The organism is Arthrobacter sp. Y3223164 (genome assembly GCF_059091005.1).
Genome location: NZ_JBNHGF010000023.1, coordinates 1 through 17493 on the forward strand (window position 1 = coordinate 1; position 17493 = coordinate 17493).

The window sequence follows — 17493 nt, forward strand, 5'->3', positions numbered from 1 at the left end:
GGGCCGCGGCGACGGCGCCGATGGCCGAGGCCCCGCAGATGGAGAATCCGGCGGCCAGCAGCACGGGCTGGTCGCCGGGCAAACGATGCCAGCGCGCTAACAGGAAGGTTCCGCCGAACGCCAGCAACAGCACCAGGACCACCAGCACCAAGGCGAACCAGCCCAGCTCGGCCAGGTCCGAGAGCGCCAGCCGGGCGCCCAGCAGCACAATCCCTGCACGCATCAGCGCCCGTCCGCAGAAGGCCAGCCCGGGAAGCGCCGCTCCAGCCGTCCACGAAGCAGTAGGCGGCAGGTTCGCCGCCAGGATACCCAGCACCACGGCGAAGCTCATCACCGGGACGGCCGGCGCGAGCCAGTGCAGGCCGTGGGCGGCAACTACGGCGGCCGCCGCAAAGAGCAGCCCCGGTCCGACGCGGAGCAGCCAAGGTGTGGCGCGCGGCCCCGGATCCTGCGGCCCCGCGGGCTCTCCGGGCCGGGCAGGGCGGGACTCCGGTGACTGAGGTTGAGGCACTTCGCTACCGTACCGCCTGCAGTCCGCGGTCCGGGCGCAAGCGGCACCCTCCCTTCAACAGAATGGGCGGCGGGACAACGCCATGAACTTGTGCCCGCTGTTACAAAGAAGCAGCCTTGTGCTCGGCGCTCGCCGTGGGGCCGAGGATCACCTTCTGGTCCTTGCTCAGGACGGTCAGCCCGGACTCGGTGACAGTGAAGCCCCGCGCGCGGTCCAGTTCCGGATCGACGCCGATGGTGGCACCGGCCGGGATGCGGACGTTCTTGTCCACTATGGCCCTCCGGACCACGGCTCCCTCACCCACCGTCACCTTGTCCAACAGCACGCTCCCGTGGATCTGGGCGCCTTCGGCGACGAAGACGTCGGTGGAGAGCACCGACTCGGTGACTTCTGCTCCCGAAACCACCACGCCCTGGGACAGGAGGGAGTCGTGCGCCGTGCCGGCGGTGCCGCTGACTCCGCGCACCAGCTTGGCCGGGGGAGACACCGACTGGCGCGTATAGATCGGCCACCGCAGGTTGTAGAGGTTGAAGGCGGGCAGCGGGCTGATCAGGTCCATGTGGGCCTCGTAGTAGGAATCCAGCGTGCCGACGTCGCGCCAGTACTGCTGGTCGGCCCCGGTGGAGCCGGGAATGTCGTTCGCGGTGAAATCGTAGACGGCCGCTTCGCCGCGTTCCACGAAATAGGGGATGATGTCGCCGCCCATGTCGTGGTTGGTGTCCAACCGTTCGGCGTCGGCTTCCAGGGCCTGCAGCAGTGCGTCAGTGTTGAAGACGTAGTTTCCCATGGACGCCAGGAAACTGTCCGGGTCATCCGCCAGGCCGGGAGTGGTCGCGGGCTTCTCCACGAAGGCGCGGATCTTGGTGGGCGCATCGGGCTCGGACTCGATCACGCCAAACTGATTGGCCAGCGCGAGCGGCTGGCGCACCGCGGCCACACTGGCGGCCGCGCCGGACGCTATGTGCTCCTCCACCATCTGGGAGAAGTCCATCCGGTAGACGTGGTCCGCGCCGACCACCACCACGATGTCCGGCCGGGCGTCATGGATCAGGTTCAGGGACTGGTAGATGGCATTGGCGCTGCCCAGAAACCAGCTCTTGCCCCGCCGTTGCTGCGCCGGTACCGAGGCAACGTAGTTGCCCAGCTGCGCAGCCATGCGCCAGGTTTCGGAAATGTGCCGGTCCAGGCTGTGCGATTTGTACTGCGTCAGCACCACGATCTCCCGGTATCCGGAATTGACCAGGTTGGACAACGCGAAATCGATCAGCCGGTAGCTGCCCGCAAAGGGCACGGCCGGTTTGGCCCGGTCGGCTGTGAGCGGCATCAGGCGCTTTCCCTCGCCGCCGGCTAGCACAACGGCCAAAACCTTCTTCTGTGGCATCGTCCATCCCATCGCATTCGCGGTCCAGTGCCGGACCGACACACGTCCCCCTTGTCAACACACAGTAGAGGAAGGGCCGGGCGTGCACTACGTTAGGTGTCGTGCGTGTAGACATTGTGACAAAAGAATTCCCGCCGGAAATCTACGGCGGAGCCGGCGTTCACGTGGCCGAGCTCAGCCGGGTGCTGGCCGGCAGGGTGGATCTGCACGTGCATGCCTTCGGGGCCGACCGGCCGTCCGACTTCCATGGCGCGACGGTGCGCAGCTACGGGGTCCCGGCCGGACTGCGGAAAGCCAATGCCGCGGTGCAGACCCTCGGCGTCGACCTTGAGATGCTTGACGGCTTCGCCGGCGCGGACCTGATTCATTCCCACACCTGGTATGCCAATATGGCCGGGCATTTGGGGTCGCTGCTGCACGATGTGCCGCACGTGCTCAGCGCGCATTCGCTGGAACCGTTGCGACCGTGGAAGGCGGAGCAGTTGGGTGGGGGCTATCGGCTCTCGTCCTGGGCGGAGCGCACCGCCTACGAGGCGGCCGCCGCCGTCGTGGCCGTTTCCGCCGGGATGCGCAGGGACATTCTGCGCAGCTACCCCGATGTGGATCCGGACCGGGTGCACGTGGTCCACAACGGCGTGGACGTGCAGGAATGGAAACCGGATGACGACGACGACGCTGTGCGCGCCTTGGGAATCGACCCGGACCGGCCCAGCGTGGTCTTCGTGGGGCGGATTACCCGGCAGAAGGGCGTGCCGTACCTGCTGCGCGCCGCGGCGTTGCTGCCGCCGGAAGTACAGCTGGTGCTGTGTGCCGGCGCCGCCGACACCCCGGAACTGGCGGCCTCGGTGAATGCCCTGGTGGCCGGGCTGCGCGGGAGCCGCGACGGCGTCGTGGTGATCGAGCGGATGCTCCCGCGGCCGGAACTGATCCAGGTGCTCAGCCATGCCACCGTCTTCGCGTGCCCGTCGATCTACGAACCGCTGGGCATCGTGAACCTTGAAGCCATGGCCTGCGGTGCCCCGGTGGTAGCCAGCGCCACCGGCGGCATTCCGGAGGTCGTCGAGGACGGCGTCACCGGCACGCTGGTGCCGTTGGAGCAGGCGAGCGACGGGACGGGCACCCCGCTGGACGAGGAACAGTTTGTCCGCGATTTCGCCGCCGCACTCAACAAGACGCTGGATGACCCGGCCGCCGCCCGCCGCCAGGGCGAGGCGGGCCGCCGGCGCGCCGAGGAGCACTTCTCCTGGGACTCCATCGCCGAGAAGACCCTTAGTCTTTACCGCAGCGTGCTCGCGTAGGAGGCGCAGCCCGCTACTGGCGTAGGGGGAACCGGCGCACAAACCGTCGCTGGCACGGGGTTTCGACGGCGCCGGGGCGGTAGTGCTCACGTACGTAGCGGGTGGCCTCGGCGGCGGGAACGCCGTCGAGAACCGCGATGCAGGCCAGCGCTGTGCCGGTCCGCCCCCGGCCTCCGTAGCAGGCGACCTCCACCCGTTCGTCCCCGGCGCGCAGCCAGGCTTCGCGGAAGGCCGCCTCGGCGTCCGACAGGTCTTCCGGCAGCCGGAGATCGCGCCAGCGCACCCACCCCTGCTCCCACAGGGTGGGGGCCGGCGTCCGGTGCTTCAGGTACAAGGCGAATTCCGGCGCGGGACCCGGCGGCAGCGGAAGACGCAGCGCGCGGCCGCGCAACAGCCTCCCCGACGGCAGCCGCAGCACTCCCGGCAGCCCGGGATCCCACGCTGATCCCATGGCAGAGAGGATAGCCGGGACGGGACTTCACGTCTCACCCCATCAAATGATCGGATACACGCGAACAGTGCACCCGACGTCGCACGTATAGAAAAGCGTGTACGCACGCGGCGTTACAAGCCAAGGAAGATGAGGCCTTCGAAACCTTTCAATCCGCAATCGCAGTCGTGTCCGCACTGAGCATAGGATCGGTTGAATGGATAAGATTTTGAGTGTTGAGAACGCCATCATCGAACCTGCTCCGAAGATCAAGAGGTCGATACGGATCGCCGTTCGTGAATACGAGAGCGGTGAATTTCGGTTGCTCGCACGACTCATCGTCAATTCGGATGGCGGCATCATCTTGTCAACGCCGTGGGAGCGGCGAAGCGGCTTGTTTCTCTCTGAATTCAGGCCACAGAATGAAGGCATCCTGCCGGTCGCGGAAACAACGGTGAAGGTCGGCCAAAGTGGGGTTGCCAAGTGCCATTACCACAAGAGCGGATGGACCTCTGCGCAGTCCGAAGAGGGTGGCGAGAGGTTGTCGACCCGGCTGCCCGCTTTGGGTGAATTGCACATGCAACAATTCGCGCACGTTTACACAACATTTCCGGGTTGGCTCCCTCTGGCCGGCAGGCTGAGACAGCGAGATGCCATCTTCATCCAGGATCGACCGGGGATGAAGTCCTTGTCCCTGCACGTGGTTGCCTACGACAGATCGAAGTTGTCTGAAGCTGCTCGGGGTCGAGTTAGCGAAGATTCGCCCGTGTCCTTCACCTCTGGTGACCATGAAATGTTCTTGGTGGACGTCTCTTCTACGGGCTTGGACCTGATTGTTGGGTTCATGTTTCGCGGCCTCGGGGAGGTGATCCCGAATTCTCCCGAGTACTCAATGAACATGTACCGCATCTCTGGCGAGGGGATCGTCGGGGCTGTAGGGGTTCAAACCGAGCGCGACTTCGCAAGGTTGGGGATTCTGAATTGCGTTCCAGACCTCTCAGATGTGCATGACAAAGCGCTTCTGCGGCCTGTGATGAGGTCCTTTCCAAACGGCTCGCCCTAAGGGGCATCGCACTCAGGTGCTTGGGCGTTGACAAGTTCACGAGCAAACTTTTCTTCCATGGGCATCCATGTGTGCGGCGGGAGGAAGATTCCTTCCCGTCACTGCAGGCCGCTAGCTTGGGATGATGAAACCCGCCTTGGAACTCCACCACTATCGGTTGCCGGTCAGTGCAGACATCACCGCCCAAGTGGCGGAACTGACGGACGACTTGACTCACCGGGCCTCACAGTGCGTGTCGACCACGATGATGATGCCCGCACTGTGACAGTCACCGTTGCGGCCTGCCGGGAGGCGGCGGACCTGGTCCCCGTTGTTGTGGAGGAGCTCTGCCCCGGATGGAAGAAGATATCGCGCCAGCATGCGCAAGGGCTCTTCAACACTGCTCGGTTCTTTCGCCGTCTGAGGCAGAGTTGTCGGCCGTATAGCGAAGCCGAGGCCACCGAGCTGCTTGGCCAATCCGCGGCGGAGCTCCGCGCGCAGGGAAAGTTGATCGGGATCGAACTGCCCGGCGAGGAGGTTTTCTACCCTGCCCTCCAGTTCACCGGCGGCCAAGTGCTGCCGGTTATTTCGGAGCTGCTCGCGGTGGCCAAGGAGCGTGGTTACGGCGAGAACGACTTGACGCAGTGGCTCTTTGCTCCCACGACGTATCTCCCCGATGGGCGGTACGTGCCGGCTGGCTGGCTGCGAGAGGACCCGGAAATGGTGCTGCAGATATTTCGGAAGACCGAGGGCATCGCGTGGTGAAGGATGCTGCGGCAGTTAAATAAGGCGATAAACCCTAATAAGCCTGAAAAGCTGCTCCCTTGCCTTGTGAGTGCGTTCAACGGTTATCCAAAATTCTGGATAACGCTCCAAAAGACTCGATACCGGATCAGGCGGGTTCTGAACCAGGCGCGGATGAGTCCGGCGCACCAACTGCGAGCCAGGGTCATGCTCGCCGTCGCGGCAACTGAGTTGCTTGGCTCAGTGGAGGAGAAAGGCTGGGAGACGGCGCAGCTGAGCTACCCCCGCGTGGCCCTGCTGACCGGGTGGTCCACAGCGACAGCGAAGCGGGCTCTGAATCAGGTCGTCGAGATGGGCTGGCTCCATGAATTGCCGACGGCGCGGAAGTCGGTGCCACGCCGATTCCGGGCTGCGCGCCGGCTCACCGCAGAGCAGAAAGCCACCGCCAAGGACCAACGGGAAGCAACTCAACGGCTGGCGGGGGAGGAGGGCGCAGAATCCCTGCCCGGCGCCATCCTCGCTTCCGTGGCCCACCCGGCATGGGGGTATGCGGACGGCCTCGGTCACCGGGCTTGGCTGGTGGCGGTCGCCGATGCTGCCGGCGTTGATCCGGTCGCCGTCTTAGCGGTCTCGAAGCGGAATGCTGCCTCCGATCGGAAGGTCCTGGCCGCGGCCGGCATTACCGCGGAAGGGGACCCCACGGAACTGATGACGGCACTGGATGCGTACGCCGCCGAGCATGGTTGCACCGAGGCCCGCGCTGCAGCTGAGAAGGCTTGGCGCGAACAAGCCGACGAATTCAACGAGCGGTTCAACACGCACCGCGCCAAGAAGATGGAAGCCAAGGAAATTGTGGACCACGTGCTGCAGGGGATAACGGTATCCAAGGGCGGTGATGGGGGCGGCACCGAGTCTTGGATTGCTGCTGCAACCGCAGCGTTTGCTGGTCGCTTTTACCCGGCAGCAGTGGACGCCACTCTGGAGCGCGAACTGACCCGCCGGGCTGAGAAAATGGTGGCCGGTAGGGGAGCGGCCGCAGCAGTAGCTTTCTGGGTGCTCTCAAAGGTGGAGATTGAGGATGGTCCTCTGGCCCGGCAGCGGCGGATCAAGGCGGGCATGGCGCTTGACGGTCCGCGCGCCTCTCGCACCGATTTCCCGGCTGTAACCGTGCCCGTGAGCGAACAGCGTGCGTGGCTGGCCGGACTGCGTTCGAAGCTGGCCGGGTGGGGGATGACGGCAGGGACGATGGAGGCGGTCCGTTCGGAGGCCGAGGCGCGTCTGCTGTACCAGGGGCACGATGAGCGTGCAGCGGCGAACGCAGCTGCTTGGCTCCTGCGAGAGGCAGGATTCTCGGCTACTGCAGCCTGATCCTGATCTGCCACCAGCGGCGCGGGGCGCGGCATTCACGACACCCGCAAGGGCCGCGGATACATGCTCAGACATGCCGGCGCAGACGCCTAGCCGTGTCCCAAGCGAGGAGGGTGCCTCGAAGAGCTAGCATCGTTTGCGGAGGCAAACTCTGGTGGAGTCTGGCGAAAACTGATCCCAAGGATCGAGGTTTGGTGAAACGAGTGTACTGGTCCGTCGTCGGCTGGGTTGCGAGACGGTACTTCTACATGGCGGTGGCTCCATGGGTTCTTCCGGTTTTCGGTGGCCTTCTCATCTCGACCCACATCGGCAGCAATCTGGATTGGCTGTACGTCGCGTCCGGCACAGCCTTGATCCTGATCGGTGCTGTGCCGCTCGGAGTGAAGGAGCATTACGGCGAGCATATTCAGCGGAACCAGGACGTGATAGACGCCCGCGAGCGTACCTGCTTGAGGCTTGTCGCGTCCCTCGTCTCAAGAATTCCTGCAACAAACACAAAGGGCAGGAAAGAGCGCGAACTGGTTCGAGACCAAGCGATCAGTGAAGCGGTCAGAGGGCTGGCAGGATCGATATATCCTGCCGTGGAAGGTGTCCGTGCCGTCTTCTACACGCTTACAGCGGTCAACGGAGCGTCTCAACTCGTACCGTTTGTATCGGAGGGCAGGGCCGACGAGCCAAGCGTACACAGGGATGGATCCGAGCGCTTCGCGGCGATGATCGAGCTTCTCAACGGGGTGAGTGAAACTTATCGTGAGAACGAGGTTGTGGGGCGCGACTATGCTTCATTCACCGCAGCGTCTGTGTCACAGGATAGCGAGCTGTATGGGATCCTCTCGCTGGATTCGACCGCCCCTGGGAGCTTCGACCAGTCTGATGAAGTAAATCTCCGATTTGTCGCAGATGTGCTCGCTTCATTCTGTGCAGCGGCGGAACGCGGGCGGCGCGCGTCGGCACGAGAGCTTGACAAAGGCTCTGTGGCGATACAATTAGAGAACGATGGAGGTGAAGAGGATGGCAGCCAGAGCGACCGTTGAGTTTAGACCGATAAGTCTCGCTCCCGAGATAGTGGAGGCTCGACGAAAAGCGCGTGAGGCTGAACTCAAGCAACCGTTCGAAGAGACGGTGAAGGAGATTCGCCGCGAGCGACGCGAACGTGAGGCAAGGCTCCTTCGGTTTTCACGCAAGCGTTCCTGACTGGCTAACCTCTAGCGGCGCCCGGCACATCCTCCGGCCCATTGCTCATGCATGTGATGACCGCGGTCCATTTCTGTCTGTCTTCCGAAGCCTTCGATGAAGTCGTCAATCGTGTGGTCTCCTCCGATGCCTGCTGAGAGTCGGTAGGGCACTTCGCTGTGACCTGATGTACGGCCGCGGAGATCGCGCGGAAGCCAAGAACCTAGGTGCGCCTTGAAATTTGATTGCAGACGCCGCGAACACTCTCTGCTATGGCTCCGGCGGCATCGTCAACGGAGCGAATCAGGACGCCGGTCGCAGGATCGGCTTTCGGGATGTCATCCTCCGGATGCGGGCCTTCCTTGAGCGTCAGGACAAGCAGGTCCGGGTGAAAGCGTGCTTCATCCTAGACGGAGTCGACGGTCCAACGAAGCCGGTAGTGGAAATGGCTAAGCTCAACTCGGACGTCGCCGGCTGGGCCTTTGGCCTCTTCGGTTCATTAGCCGCAAGTCGCACGACCCGCGCAGCCCTTCCCGCGGCAGCGAAACGTTGGGCCAAAGCCAGCACAGGGACCCCGCTGGTCGCCCTCAATGGGGCGGTTCAGGAGAAAGCGATGCTCGCATTTTTCGGCGGCGGAAGCGAAGCTTCCGGTGGTTGGGGCGGAAAGCTGGGCAGACCTGCTATCAATGTCGCAGCTGCGGGCTCCGGTCTCTTGTTCGCCGGCCTCGCAGTTAAAGGTTAGGGAGTAAAGGCCCAGAACGCGGCGGACGCGCACTGTGCGGAAGTGGAATCTGAGGTTGCGCGACTGGATGAACGTGATGAAGTCCTCCGTGGGGTGCGAAAACGGGCACGCGAGCTGAGCGACGTCCTGACCATGCTGGTGTCTCGGACAGCGAAAGCTCTCGACCTGCTCGAATCCGAGCCCTTTAATATGAACTCTCACGAGGAGCGGCTCCAGACGGCTTTGGTGCTCGTCACCTCGGTGGGGGATGTAGTAGCAGCACCGATCGTTGACAAGCACGGCACCTTGGACGCGAACACCGAACAGCTCACCTTCAAGTACCGAGATGCAGATACGGAGACGGCGGATGCCTGATCAGAAGAACGTCCTAAAGGGGGAGACTCTCTCGGGGAACGTGGTTGAGGCTTCACATAGTCCACCCAAACCGATGCGCTGGGCGCACTCATCCATCTAGTGGACGGTGTGCGCGAGATGGTCCAGGTCCACCAGTCCGAAAGCACCAAACGAGAGAAGCTCAGGACATATCGCGAGACTGAGGTCCAGCGGATTCAGGCCTATAAGGAGACTTTGCGGGAGTACTTCGACCGGATCTTTGAAGAGCGCCGCGAGACAAACAAGTCGCTGTTCGAAAGCCTGGACTTGGCGCTCGAGTCTCGCGACGTCGCGGCAATGCAGACCATTGTCGGAGGCATTGTCGAAGTTGCGCAGACTTCACCCCTCGCTGGCATCGGCAACCTTGGAGAGCTGAGGCGCGCCATGGAAGACCCGAATGCTGTTTTCGAACTCTAGGCGAGCGGGAGACCGAGTCATTCCTAGACTCCTACGGCCGCTAAGTCGTTGGCAACAGCAGTTGGTACCTAGTCCTTTAAAATGAACTTCTTAGTAGCCGTCTCGAATACTAGTCGGCCATTCTCCGAGTAACAGGCTGTTCGCGGCTGGGGGAGTGTCACGCGGAACCCGGATAGTGAGCCAAGATCGAAGACCGCAATTTCCTTGCGTTCAGTCGAGACCATGAAGCTACCGATCATCTCCCCGACGGGGAGCGTGGCAGGCGGCTCAAGGTGAATCACACCGCCCGACTCCAAGCGGAACGCACTGTGGGCAGAAGTGATACCTGATAGTCCGCCCTCGCATTCGACTGCCCTCCACGGGGCCTGTCCAAGCCGCCATGTGTCCTGAACAACTCCTTGGAGATCCACTCTTACGACCAAGCCCGAGTAGCCACCGACGTACAGCGAGCTTCCGTTCCGGCTGAACCGCACGAAGTAAACCCAGTCCTCACGTGACGGAGTCCGAGGGAGGCTGGCGGCCATTAAGACGTTCCCGTCAAAGTCGTAAACGAACACGTGGTCCACCATGGTGACGGCAAGTAAACGGCGTGTAAGGCTTGCGGTCACACAACGGGGACGGACATCCTTTCGCGGCATTGAAAAGGGAAGATCCTGATCTCGATAAAACTGATCGTGAAGACTCTTGGCGACGCCAATTTCGGGCAAATCCTTGAATGAGAAGGCGCCTTCGAGGGTGGCATCAGGTGAGTAGACTCGTGCAATTTCGTCTTGGTGCGCGATGACGCAGTCGGCTGCGAGAGAGTTCAGGTAGCCCTGGTAGGGCAACTCGACCTTGCGCAGGATTTCACCGCTGGCGGCCCTGACTTCCACGTGATTGAACGGAGTTCCGTCGGTAGCCTTCCCACGTCCGGTGAAAACCAAGAACTGATCGCCCACGGTGAAAGTCTCCGAGATCCTTGCATGCCGCAGCTCCGGACTTAGCACCGACCCGATTACGTCCAGTTTTGGCCACTTTTCGACAGTTTCGAGGCTCTGCTGGCGAAGGGGCTTTTCGGAGCGTGGGTACGAAGGAAGCGGCGGTTCCATCCCGGGTTCCGGTACAAGCGGCGTAGGCCTCGCGGGTTCCGCATCGCGACGAAAGCGATTCACAACAGCTTCATTGATCACCGGCGCCGGTCTCATGTTTCCCATGCCGCAGACTCTACCTGCCCATGTAGCCGTTCCTGCCCAGCCCAGCAGAAGGTGTCAGTCGGTTTGCGATGCGCCGCACGGAATGTCCAGCATGCCGAGGTACTCCTCGTACTTCGGGGCTCCGTGGTCTTCCCTCAAGGGACAGGCCGGATCTATCTCCAGGCCCGCCCCGTCATCGAACAGCGTCACAGTCAACCGCTCGACCGCGTAAATCTCCTCGAGCAGCGCGTCGACGTCCTCGGTAGGCACCGTTATTTCCGGCTTGATAAGTCCGTGAGATCGCGAGGTCAGGGGCTCTTTGCCAAACGCCACCTTTTCGCGGTAATCGTGCATGAGGACCTCCGTCCCCTCGAAATCCTGAAGTCCGATGCTGCTAAGCAGCAGCATGCAAGGGGATGCAGGCGAGGCAAAGGTGGAACAGACGGTAGAGCCCGCATCGAAAGTGCCGTGCACACGCAGGGTCGCTAGCATTCCGAAAGGCATCTCGCGGTCACCCTCCGTGGTGCTTTGAACCGTAGCGAAGCTGGGCACGTTGTAGGAGAGCTCGGTCATACCTAGCTCAGCCGCATCTACGACATTGAAGTGGTCACGCATCGGTTGGTCCAGGCTCAGATCGACCTGGAAAGAGTAGCCGTCGAGGAAGCTTGCCGTGGTTTCCTCGTTGAGCGTGACCTGAAACGAACCGGACCATTTGTGCTCCGGTTCGGCCTCCGCAGCGGCGCCGCATCCTCCAAGCACTAGGCTCATCAACGCCGCGGGGACAGCCAACCTAAAACGCACATGAACCCCCAGAAAGTGCCCTCTGCACGGCGAGACAATCGTTCAACCAGATATCCGACATCCTATATCTCGACGGGAAAAAAGGGGTACGTCACGCTAGCAGACGAGATCCTCGCCAAGACGTGTGGGGAGACGATCGGTCAGGATGGGGGGGGGATATGACTTCCATGGCCTGATACATGGCAACCCAACGCCTTATTTGGCGACACCAAGTAATCACAAATCGCTGACGGTCCAAGGCGTCGCCGGTGCACTGCGGATTGATTCAAGCCCATCGGTGGTAATCGGATTGATAAGGCACGATTTCTTGTACGTGGTGCCGATGTGGTTATTAATACCGCAACTGGCACCTTTGTAGGACGTAGCGACGCACCCTCAACCCCGAGACAGGCAGGGTACGGACTTTCCGGGCTCCGGCCCGCATCTGGAACCAGCGGCGGACGCGACCGAACGGGCGCTGGCCGCCTGGCTCATCCGCCAGCGCACCGCCTGCCGCCGCGGCATCCTTGCTCCGAAGCAGACCGCAGCCCTGGCTGCCGTCGGAGACAGACCAAGCTGATGTGAGGTTCCGGGCCGTTTTGGCGGTGGTCAGACGATGCCTTACGCCTTGGGCCGGATTACGTCCAGAGGGCGCCCGATGTGGCTGATCGGCCTGTCCGCCCAAAGCGACAGAGCCGGTCGCTAGTATGCGCACATGGAAGAAGCGCTCAAGGCCATCCTCGAAAATTGGCCAGTCTGCACCGTCAACGGCTGCGAATGCAAAGCATGCAGCCGCTCAGGCGACTCGGGCCTGTACTGCGCCTTGCATTACCAGGAGTACCAGCGCGGCAAGCCGTTCACCCCACCCGGCACACGGTCCGCCCGAGGTGGATCGGTGCTCGCCGGGTTGACCTGCCAAGGACCGGGTTTGGTAAACGGAAAGTGCGGGCGTCCCGCCGGGCAACGGGTCCCAATTATCTGCTGCAGCGCGCACGGTGCCCAGTACCGCCATAAGGGCGAAATGACGATCCTGGCGCCGCGGCCACCTAGGTCGGACAGCACGGTGCGCGACGAGTTCGAACGGAAGCAATGCATCGATTGTGGACTATGGCTGCCCGAGAGCGAGTTCACACCCACCAAGAACACCCGGGACGGTCGGGTCGGGAACTGCAAAGAGTGCGGAGCCCAACGGAGCCGTCAATCTCGCTTTGGAATCAACCAGGAGACGTTTCTTGCCCTCGTGGAAGCCCAGACCGGCGTCTGCCACCTCTGCAAAAAGCCACCGACCATTCACAGGGTGCTGGTTGTGGATCACGACCACGACTGCTGCCCGGGGGACCGGACCTGCGGTAGGTGCATTCGGGGGTTGCTCTGCCAGCCCTGCAACGCCGGCATCGGCTACCTGCGGAACGACCCAGTCCTCCTAGTGGCGGCGGCGACCTACCTGACGGGCGAACGACCCGAACACATCCGTGCTCTCGCGGAACAGGTCGTCAAGGCCACCGTGGCTGCCGCCATCACCTGGCCAGTGTGTACGGTCGAGGACTGCGCCGAAGCGGCCTACCAACGCTCAGGGGAGGGAGGGCTTTACTGCACGTGGCATTATCGGGAGTTCACAAAGGGCAAGCCCTTCACACCCGTCGGCTCGAAGAAAGCCCGGGGCGGCTCCACCATGGTCGGGCTTACCTGCCAGGCGCCCGGCATCGTGGACGGAAAGTGCGGGCGGCCCGCCAAGCAAAGGGTGCCGATTGTCTGTTGTGATTCGCACGCTTCCCAGTACCGCCGCAAGGGCGAAATGACGATCCTCGAGCCGCGGCGGCCGAAGTCCGACTCCACCGTGCGCGACGAGTCCGGCAGGAAGAAGTGCATCGACTGCGAACGCTGGCTGCTGGAGAGCGAGTTCACATCCGCAGCCGGGTACAAGGACTGCCTCGTCGGACGCTGCAAGGAGTGCGGAGCCCAGTCGGTCCGTGAAGCGCGCTTCGGGATCAGCCATGAACAGTTTCTGGCCTTGGTGGAAGTCCAGGGAGGACTCTGCCACCTCTGCAAAAAAACCCCGACCATCCACAAGGTGCTGGTGCTCGACCACGATCACGACTGCTGCCCGGGGGATCGGACCTGTGGTAAGTGCATCAGGGGGCTGCTCTGCCAACCGTGCAATGCGGGCATCGGCTACCTGAGGAACGACCCGGTCCTCCTCACGGCGGCGGCGGACTACCTCACCGGTGAACCACCCGAACACATCCGCCTCCTCGTGGAGCGGGGCATGCTTGCCCAGTAAGCCGCAGCCGGAGCTCTCATTGCGTCCCATTCGCCCCAGAGTGACACTAAGCGATCGTAGAACGTCGCCATTTTCCTCAGGCCACACAGGGGCGGCCCAAGCTAGGGCGGTGTCGCATCGTTCGTGAACGTGATTTAGACGACGGGCCTGAGGTACACGTCATTTCATACGTGCGCCTGAAGGGGCGGTGATGGCCTGTAGGGGGGGCGGTGCCTTCCATGCCTGCCCAGCGTACGGTGCGGCTGTAAGTGGTCCCAGGCCTGTTAATCCGGCCCTTGCCGCATCGCAGGGTGTAGTTCTTCCCGGCGTGGGAGAATCGCCGCATGAATGAGGAGGAGCAGACGAGGGGTCACTTGATGACCCTCGAGGCGCTGCTGGATGCAATGGATCGACGCGACGAGGTCTTTCAGGTGATTGAGGATTCAGAGGACATAGACGAAGCAACCCGTCGCGTGGGTCAACTTTTGGGGGTGGGAAAAGATCGCAGCCTCGCCGTCCTGAACGTGCAGGCCAGAAGATTTACTCGAGACCAGCGGCGGGCCATTGCTGCCCAGGCAGACGAACTCCGGTCGATGTTGACCGATGGACGCTGACTTGGTCACGTGCGATCCGCTCACGGTAGAGCATCTCTGAATGCGGAAGCGGTCCCACTCCTCAAGAGTGGGACCGCTATGGAAGAGCCGCTGCGCGGGCCCAAGGCCAGTATTCGGCGGGGAAACAGGCTACCCGGCAGCTTATGAATCAGGGGGCGGGATCGGCGTCGCGTCCCGGCGGCCGATGGCCTGCTGTGGCGGCGCGGGCGTCGCCCTCTTCGTGCCCGTCCTTCTTCTTGCCGAACGGCAGCACCTTGAGCAGCGGGTGCAGGATAGCCATGACGACCAGGCCCCAGGCGAGTCCGAGGACGGCCGAGCATAGGGTGTTCACGAGCCAGGCCAGGAAGCCGCCAGCCACCGGGATCCCGGCGAACGGGCCCTCGAGGACGTGGACCAGGTCATAGGGAGCGTGCCAGCCGAGGTCGTATGCCCCTTGGAGCATGATGTGGCCGCCGACCCAGAGCATCGCGATCGTGCCGACGAAGGTGATCGCGGCCAGCACCGCGGGCATGCCCTTGACGAGCAGCGCGCCGAAGCGCTGCGAGCCCGCGGAGTCCTTGGTGGTCAGGTGCAGGCCGATGTCGTCCATCTTGACGATGAGCCCGACGGCGCCGTACACGAGCACCGTGATCGCAATCGCCACGACGACCAGGATGAGCGCCCGGACCCACAGGGAGGCGTCGCCCACCTCGTTCATCGAGATCACCATGATCTCGCAGGACAGGATGAAGTCGGTGGTGATGGCGCCCTTGACGACCTTGGACTCCGCCTCCGGACCCCGCTCGACCGCCGGCGCCTTTTCGGCCGCGTGGTGGCCGCGCAGCTTGTGCCAGACCTTCTCGGCGCCCTCGTAGCAGAGGTAGGTGCCGCCCAGCATGAGGATGAACGGGATCGCCCCCGGGATGAAGGCGCTGATCAGCAGCAGCGCCGGCAGGATGATCAGCAGCTTGTTCCGGAGCGAGCCCCAGAAGATGCGCTTGATCATCGGCAGTTCGCGGGACGGGTCCGCCCCGGACACATACTGCGGGGTGACGGCGGCGTCGTCGATCACCACGCCGGCGGCCTTGGCCCCGGCCTTGGCGGCGCCAGCCGCGACGTCGTCCACCGAGGCGGCCGCGATGCGGGCCAAGGCTGCGACGTCGTCGAGCAGGGCGACGAGACCGCCGCTCACAGATCGCCTCCGCATTGCTCGACGGCGGACTGCTGGACGTAGAGGCCACGGTTGAGGTGCGTGATCGGCATGCTCAAAAGTATACGGCGGCGCGACGCCCGCCCGCCCGGGGGAGTGCGTTGATGGAGGCCAGACGGAAGGCGTTCATCGAGGGCGGCCGGGGACAACCCATCAGCGCAACACGATGTCCACCGGCCGCGCCAGGGAGTGGCCTCGTTCCAGAATGCCCGACCGGTTGGCGGATTCATCGCGCAGGACTTCGGTGACCGAACCGAGGAAGCGGGCCAGGTCCACCTTGTCCTCGGGGGCGGCCAACAGCAGCTGGAAACCGAATTCGTGCAGCGCGTTGATGCTGGCCTCGGCGAACGCCAGCGATGATTTCACGAAGGCCTCGTCCATCATCACCGTGCCGAAGGTGCTGAAGCCCTGCCCGGCGATGCCCAGTTGGTAGGCCAGCGCCGACGCCATGATGAACGCGGTGAAGCGCTGGCCCTCGCCGCCGGACATCAGGCTGGCCTGCAGGTTGGTGTAGGCGCGGCCGTCCGCCAGGAGATTGGTGCAGGTGATGTCCACGTGCGACCGCACGTCCAGGACCTCGGCGCGCCAGCGGCGCTCGTCCTCGGAGGCCAGCCTCTCCACAATCCGCTCCAGGGCGAGGTAGCGGGCGTCCATGTCCTCGGCGGTCTGCCGCCTGCCCATGACCGGCAGCGCGTTCTTCAGGTCGGTGCGGAACTTGTGCGACGCGTCCGGCACCGCGTTGGCGATCTCAATCTGCAGGTGGCTGTCCTCGTGGTACTTCACGCGCCGCAGGATTTGGTTCAGCGGCTGCAGGCGGGACGCAATGCTGCGGCGTTCTTCGTCCAGCAACTGGAGCAGGTCGCTGAAGCGTTCGTAGGTGCGGTTGTTGAAGTACTCGCGGAATTCCGCCTCCCGCTGCGGCAGCCCTTCGCCCACGATGTCGTGGTAGCGCGCCTCGTAGTCGGCGGCGGCCTCCAGCGACGTGCCGCGGTCTGAGCCCCACTGCCTGCCGTAGGACTCGAAGATCTTCACCAGCTGGTTGCCGGCCTCCAGCCTGGTCCGCTCCAGCAGGCCGCGGGATTCCAGCAGCGCGCGCTCGATCCGGGTGCAGACGTCCCTCAGGAAGGCCAGGTCGGTGATCTCCCCGTGGGGGGCAAAGAGGGCATCCAGCTCGGAGGCCAGTTCGTCCGTCAGTTGCCCGGCGGCCTCACCGGTGGCGGCCAGGGTGTCCCGGCGACTGCGCGCGGCGTCCAGTTCGACGGTCAACCGGGCGGCGTCGCCCTTGAGCACACCGATCTTCTCCGTGGCGGCCGTGAGGTCCAGTTCCGCCGTTTCCAGCTCGAACCGCAGCTGCTCCAAGTCCGCGTTGGCATCCCGGGCCTGCTCCAGGCGTTCCGCCGCCGCTTCCACGGCGGCGGCGTGTGCTTCGGCGGAAACCTCCTCCCAGTCGCGGGTGTCGGCCGCCACGGCCTTGGCTGCGGCCAGCCGGCGGCCCAGATCCTGCTGCTCGCGGGCGCGTTCGGCGGATTCGGCATCCGCAGTGCCGTACGTCTCGCGCAGTTCCAACAACCGCGCGGCGAGGGCGGCAATCTTGTCCTGGTTGTCGAAGCCGAGCAAATAATCGGACGCCCCGGTGTGCCGGTCGTCCTTTTCCGTGGTGCTGCTGCTGCGCTTTACCGCGCCGCCCAGGGTGACGCCGCGGGCGACGTGTGCCAGTTCGTCCGGGTCGTCGACGCAGACGTAGTCGTAGTGCGCCGTGATCTTGCGCCGGACCCAGTGCCCCATGGCGGTGTCCTTGGTGACCAGTTTGGTGACCAGGTCATCGTCGCCGGCGTCGGCCTTTCCGTCCAGCGGGGCGCTGACGTCGATGATCCGCAGGAAGCCACAGATATTGTGCTCGTTCAGGTAGCGCGTGACGGCCTTCATCCGGTCGCCCGGGACCAGCATTGCGGCGGCCAGCGACCGCAGTGCGCGTTCGGCGGCCGGGCGCCAGCGGGCCT

17 protein-coding genes are annotated in these 17493 nt (G+C 63.7%); 10 read left to right on the top strand and 7 right to left on the bottom strand.

All coding sequences use genetic code 11. The annotated features are described in order from the left end of the window. Both AC5RUJ_RS02895 and glgC read right to left on the bottom strand, forming a co-directional pair. The coding region (locus AC5RUJ_RS02895; protein ID WP_494155588.1) for a putative sulfate exporter family transporter at window positions 1-511 on the bottom strand (511 nt) is incomplete at its 3' end. 100 nt (window positions 512-611) lie between these two features. Then, window positions 612-1904, bottom strand: coding sequence for a glucose-1-phosphate adenylyltransferase (glgC, locus tag AC5RUJ_RS02900; protein WP_493999684.1), 1293 nt, complete (start codon window positions 1902-1904; stop codon window positions 612-614). Between the two features lie 89 nt (window positions 1905-1993). On the opposite strand from glgC, the gene glgA reads away from it, so the two are divergent. Then, the gene (glgA, locus tag AC5RUJ_RS02905) at window positions 1994-3190 is read left to right on the top strand and encodes a glycogen synthase (protein WP_494127877.1); all 1197 of its coding nucleotides are present in this window, start codon (window positions 1994-1996) and stop codon (window positions 3188-3190) included. Between the two features lie 13 nt (window positions 3191-3203). Here the strand turns inward: glgA and AC5RUJ_RS02910 are convergent, their stop codons facing one another. After that, the gene (locus AC5RUJ_RS02910) at window positions 3204-3641 is read right to left on the bottom strand and encodes a protein-tyrosine phosphatase family protein (RefSeq protein WP_494127876.1); all 438 of its coding nucleotides are present in this window, start codon (window positions 3639-3641) and stop codon (window positions 3204-3206) included. A 196-nt stretch (window positions 3642-3837) separates the two neighbouring features. Between AC5RUJ_RS02910 and AC5RUJ_RS02915 the strand changes: the two genes are divergently transcribed. The 7 genes from AC5RUJ_RS02915 to AC5RUJ_RS02945 all read left to right on the top strand — a co-directional run bounded on the left by AC5RUJ_RS02915 (window position 3838) and on the right by AC5RUJ_RS02945 (window position 9478). Continuing rightward, window positions 3838-4683: a hypothetical protein gene (locus tag AC5RUJ_RS02915; protein ID WP_494127875.1), complete on the top strand. Its 846-nt coding sequence runs from the start codon at window positions 3838-3840 to the stop codon at window positions 4681-4683. A 261-nt stretch (window positions 4684-4944) separates the two neighbouring features. Then, window positions 4945-5427 carry a hypothetical protein gene (locus AC5RUJ_RS02920; RefSeq protein WP_494127874.1) on the top strand — a complete coding sequence of 161 codons (483 nt, stop codon included), beginning with the start codon at window positions 4945-4947 and terminating at the stop codon, window positions 5425-5427. 153 nt (window positions 5428-5580) lie between these two features. Next, complete coding sequence (locus AC5RUJ_RS02925; protein WP_494155589.1) at window positions 5581-6774, top strand: hypothetical protein; 1194 nt, start codon at window positions 5581-5583, stop codon at window positions 6772-6774. Between the two features lie 191 nt (window positions 6775-6965). Next, on the top strand, window positions 6966-7808 hold the full coding sequence (locus AC5RUJ_RS02930; RefSeq protein WP_494127872.1) for a hypothetical protein: 843 nt from the start codon (window positions 6966-6968) through the stop codon (window positions 7806-7808). Window positions 7809-8188: 380 nt separating this feature from the next. After that, on the top strand, window positions 8189-8689 hold the full coding sequence (locus AC5RUJ_RS02935; RefSeq protein WP_494127871.1) for a hypothetical protein: 501 nt from the start codon (window positions 8189-8191) through the stop codon (window positions 8687-8689). Between the two features lie 93 nt (window positions 8690-8782). Beyond that, on the top strand, window positions 8783-9043 hold the full coding sequence (locus tag AC5RUJ_RS02940) for a hypothetical protein (RefSeq protein WP_494127870.1): 261 nt from the start codon (window positions 8783-8785) through the stop codon (window positions 9041-9043). A 108-nt stretch (window positions 9044-9151) separates the two neighbouring features. Continuing rightward, window positions 9152-9478: a hypothetical protein gene (locus AC5RUJ_RS02945; RefSeq protein ID WP_494127869.1), complete on the top strand. Its 327-nt coding sequence runs from the start codon at window positions 9152-9154 to the stop codon at window positions 9476-9478. 68 nt (window positions 9479-9546) lie between these two features. Here the strand turns inward: AC5RUJ_RS02945 and AC5RUJ_RS02950 are convergent, their stop codons facing one another. Together AC5RUJ_RS02950 and AC5RUJ_RS02955 are read right to left on the bottom strand one after the other, a co-directional pair. Next, a complete protein-coding gene (locus AC5RUJ_RS02950) occupies window positions 9547-10416 on the bottom strand; it encodes a YncE family protein (protein ID WP_494155590.1) in 870 nt (289 codons plus the stop codon). A gap of 309 nt (window positions 10417-10725) precedes the next feature. After that, on the bottom strand, window positions 10726-11418 hold the full coding sequence (locus tag AC5RUJ_RS02955; protein ID WP_494127867.1) for a hypothetical protein: 693 nt from the start codon (window positions 11416-11418) through the stop codon (window positions 10726-10728). A 727-nt stretch (window positions 11419-12145) separates the two neighbouring features. Between AC5RUJ_RS02955 and AC5RUJ_RS02960 the strand changes: the two genes are divergently transcribed. Further along, a complete protein-coding gene (locus AC5RUJ_RS02960; RefSeq protein WP_494127866.1) occupies window positions 12146-13711 on the top strand; it encodes an endonuclease VII domain-containing protein in 1566 nt (521 codons plus the stop codon). Between the two features lie 323 nt (window positions 13712-14034). After that, window positions 14035-14304 (top strand): DNA gyrase subunit A, encoded by a 270-nt coding sequence (locus AC5RUJ_RS02965; protein WP_494127865.1) that lies wholly within the window; start codon window positions 14035-14037, stop codon window positions 14302-14304. 148 nt (window positions 14305-14452) lie between these two features. On the opposite strand, the gene AC5RUJ_RS02970 is transcribed toward AC5RUJ_RS02965, so the two are convergent. Both AC5RUJ_RS02970 and AC5RUJ_RS02975 read right to left on the bottom strand, forming a co-directional pair. After that, window positions 14453-15475 carry a DUF808 domain-containing protein gene (locus AC5RUJ_RS02970; protein WP_494049963.1) on the bottom strand — a complete coding sequence of 341 codons (1023 nt, stop codon included), beginning with the start codon at window positions 15473-15475 and terminating at the stop codon, window positions 14453-14455. A gap of 171 nt (window positions 15476-15646) precedes the next feature. Next, window positions 15647-17493 (bottom strand): SbcC/MukB-like Walker B domain-containing protein (locus AC5RUJ_RS02975; protein WP_494155591.1); only part of this gene is annotated, 1847 nt, incomplete at its 5' end.

Excerpts from the sequence above, each read along its gene's own strand:
- AC5RUJ_RS02960 (WP_494127866.1), top strand. The coding sequence starts at position 12,146 with ATGGAAGAAGCGCTCAAGGCCATCCTCGAAAATTGGCCAGTCTGCACC.
- AC5RUJ_RS02965 (WP_494127865.1), top strand. The coding sequence starts at position 14,035 with ATGAATGAGGAGGAGCAGACGAGGGGTCACTTGATGACCCTCGAGGCG.
- AC5RUJ_RS02955 (WP_494127867.1), bottom strand. The coding sequence starts at position 11,418 with ATGAGCCTAGTGCTTGGAGGATGCGGCGCCGCTGCGGAGGCCGAACCG.
- AC5RUJ_RS02915 (WP_494127875.1), top strand. The coding sequence starts at position 3,838 with ATGGATAAGATTTTGAGTGTTGAGAACGCCATCATCGAACCTGCTCCG.
- glgC (WP_493999684.1), bottom strand. The coding sequence starts at position 1,904 with ATGGGATGGACGATGCCACAGAAGAAGGTTTTGGCCGTTGTGCTAGCC.
- AC5RUJ_RS02925 (WP_494155589.1), top strand. The coding sequence starts at position 5,581 with ATGAGTCCGGCGCACCAACTGCGAGCCAGGGTCATGCTCGCCGTCGCG.
- AC5RUJ_RS02910 (WP_494127876.1), bottom strand. The coding sequence starts at position 3,641 with ATGGGATCAGCGTGGGATCCCGGGCTGCCGGGAGTGCTGCGGCTGCCG.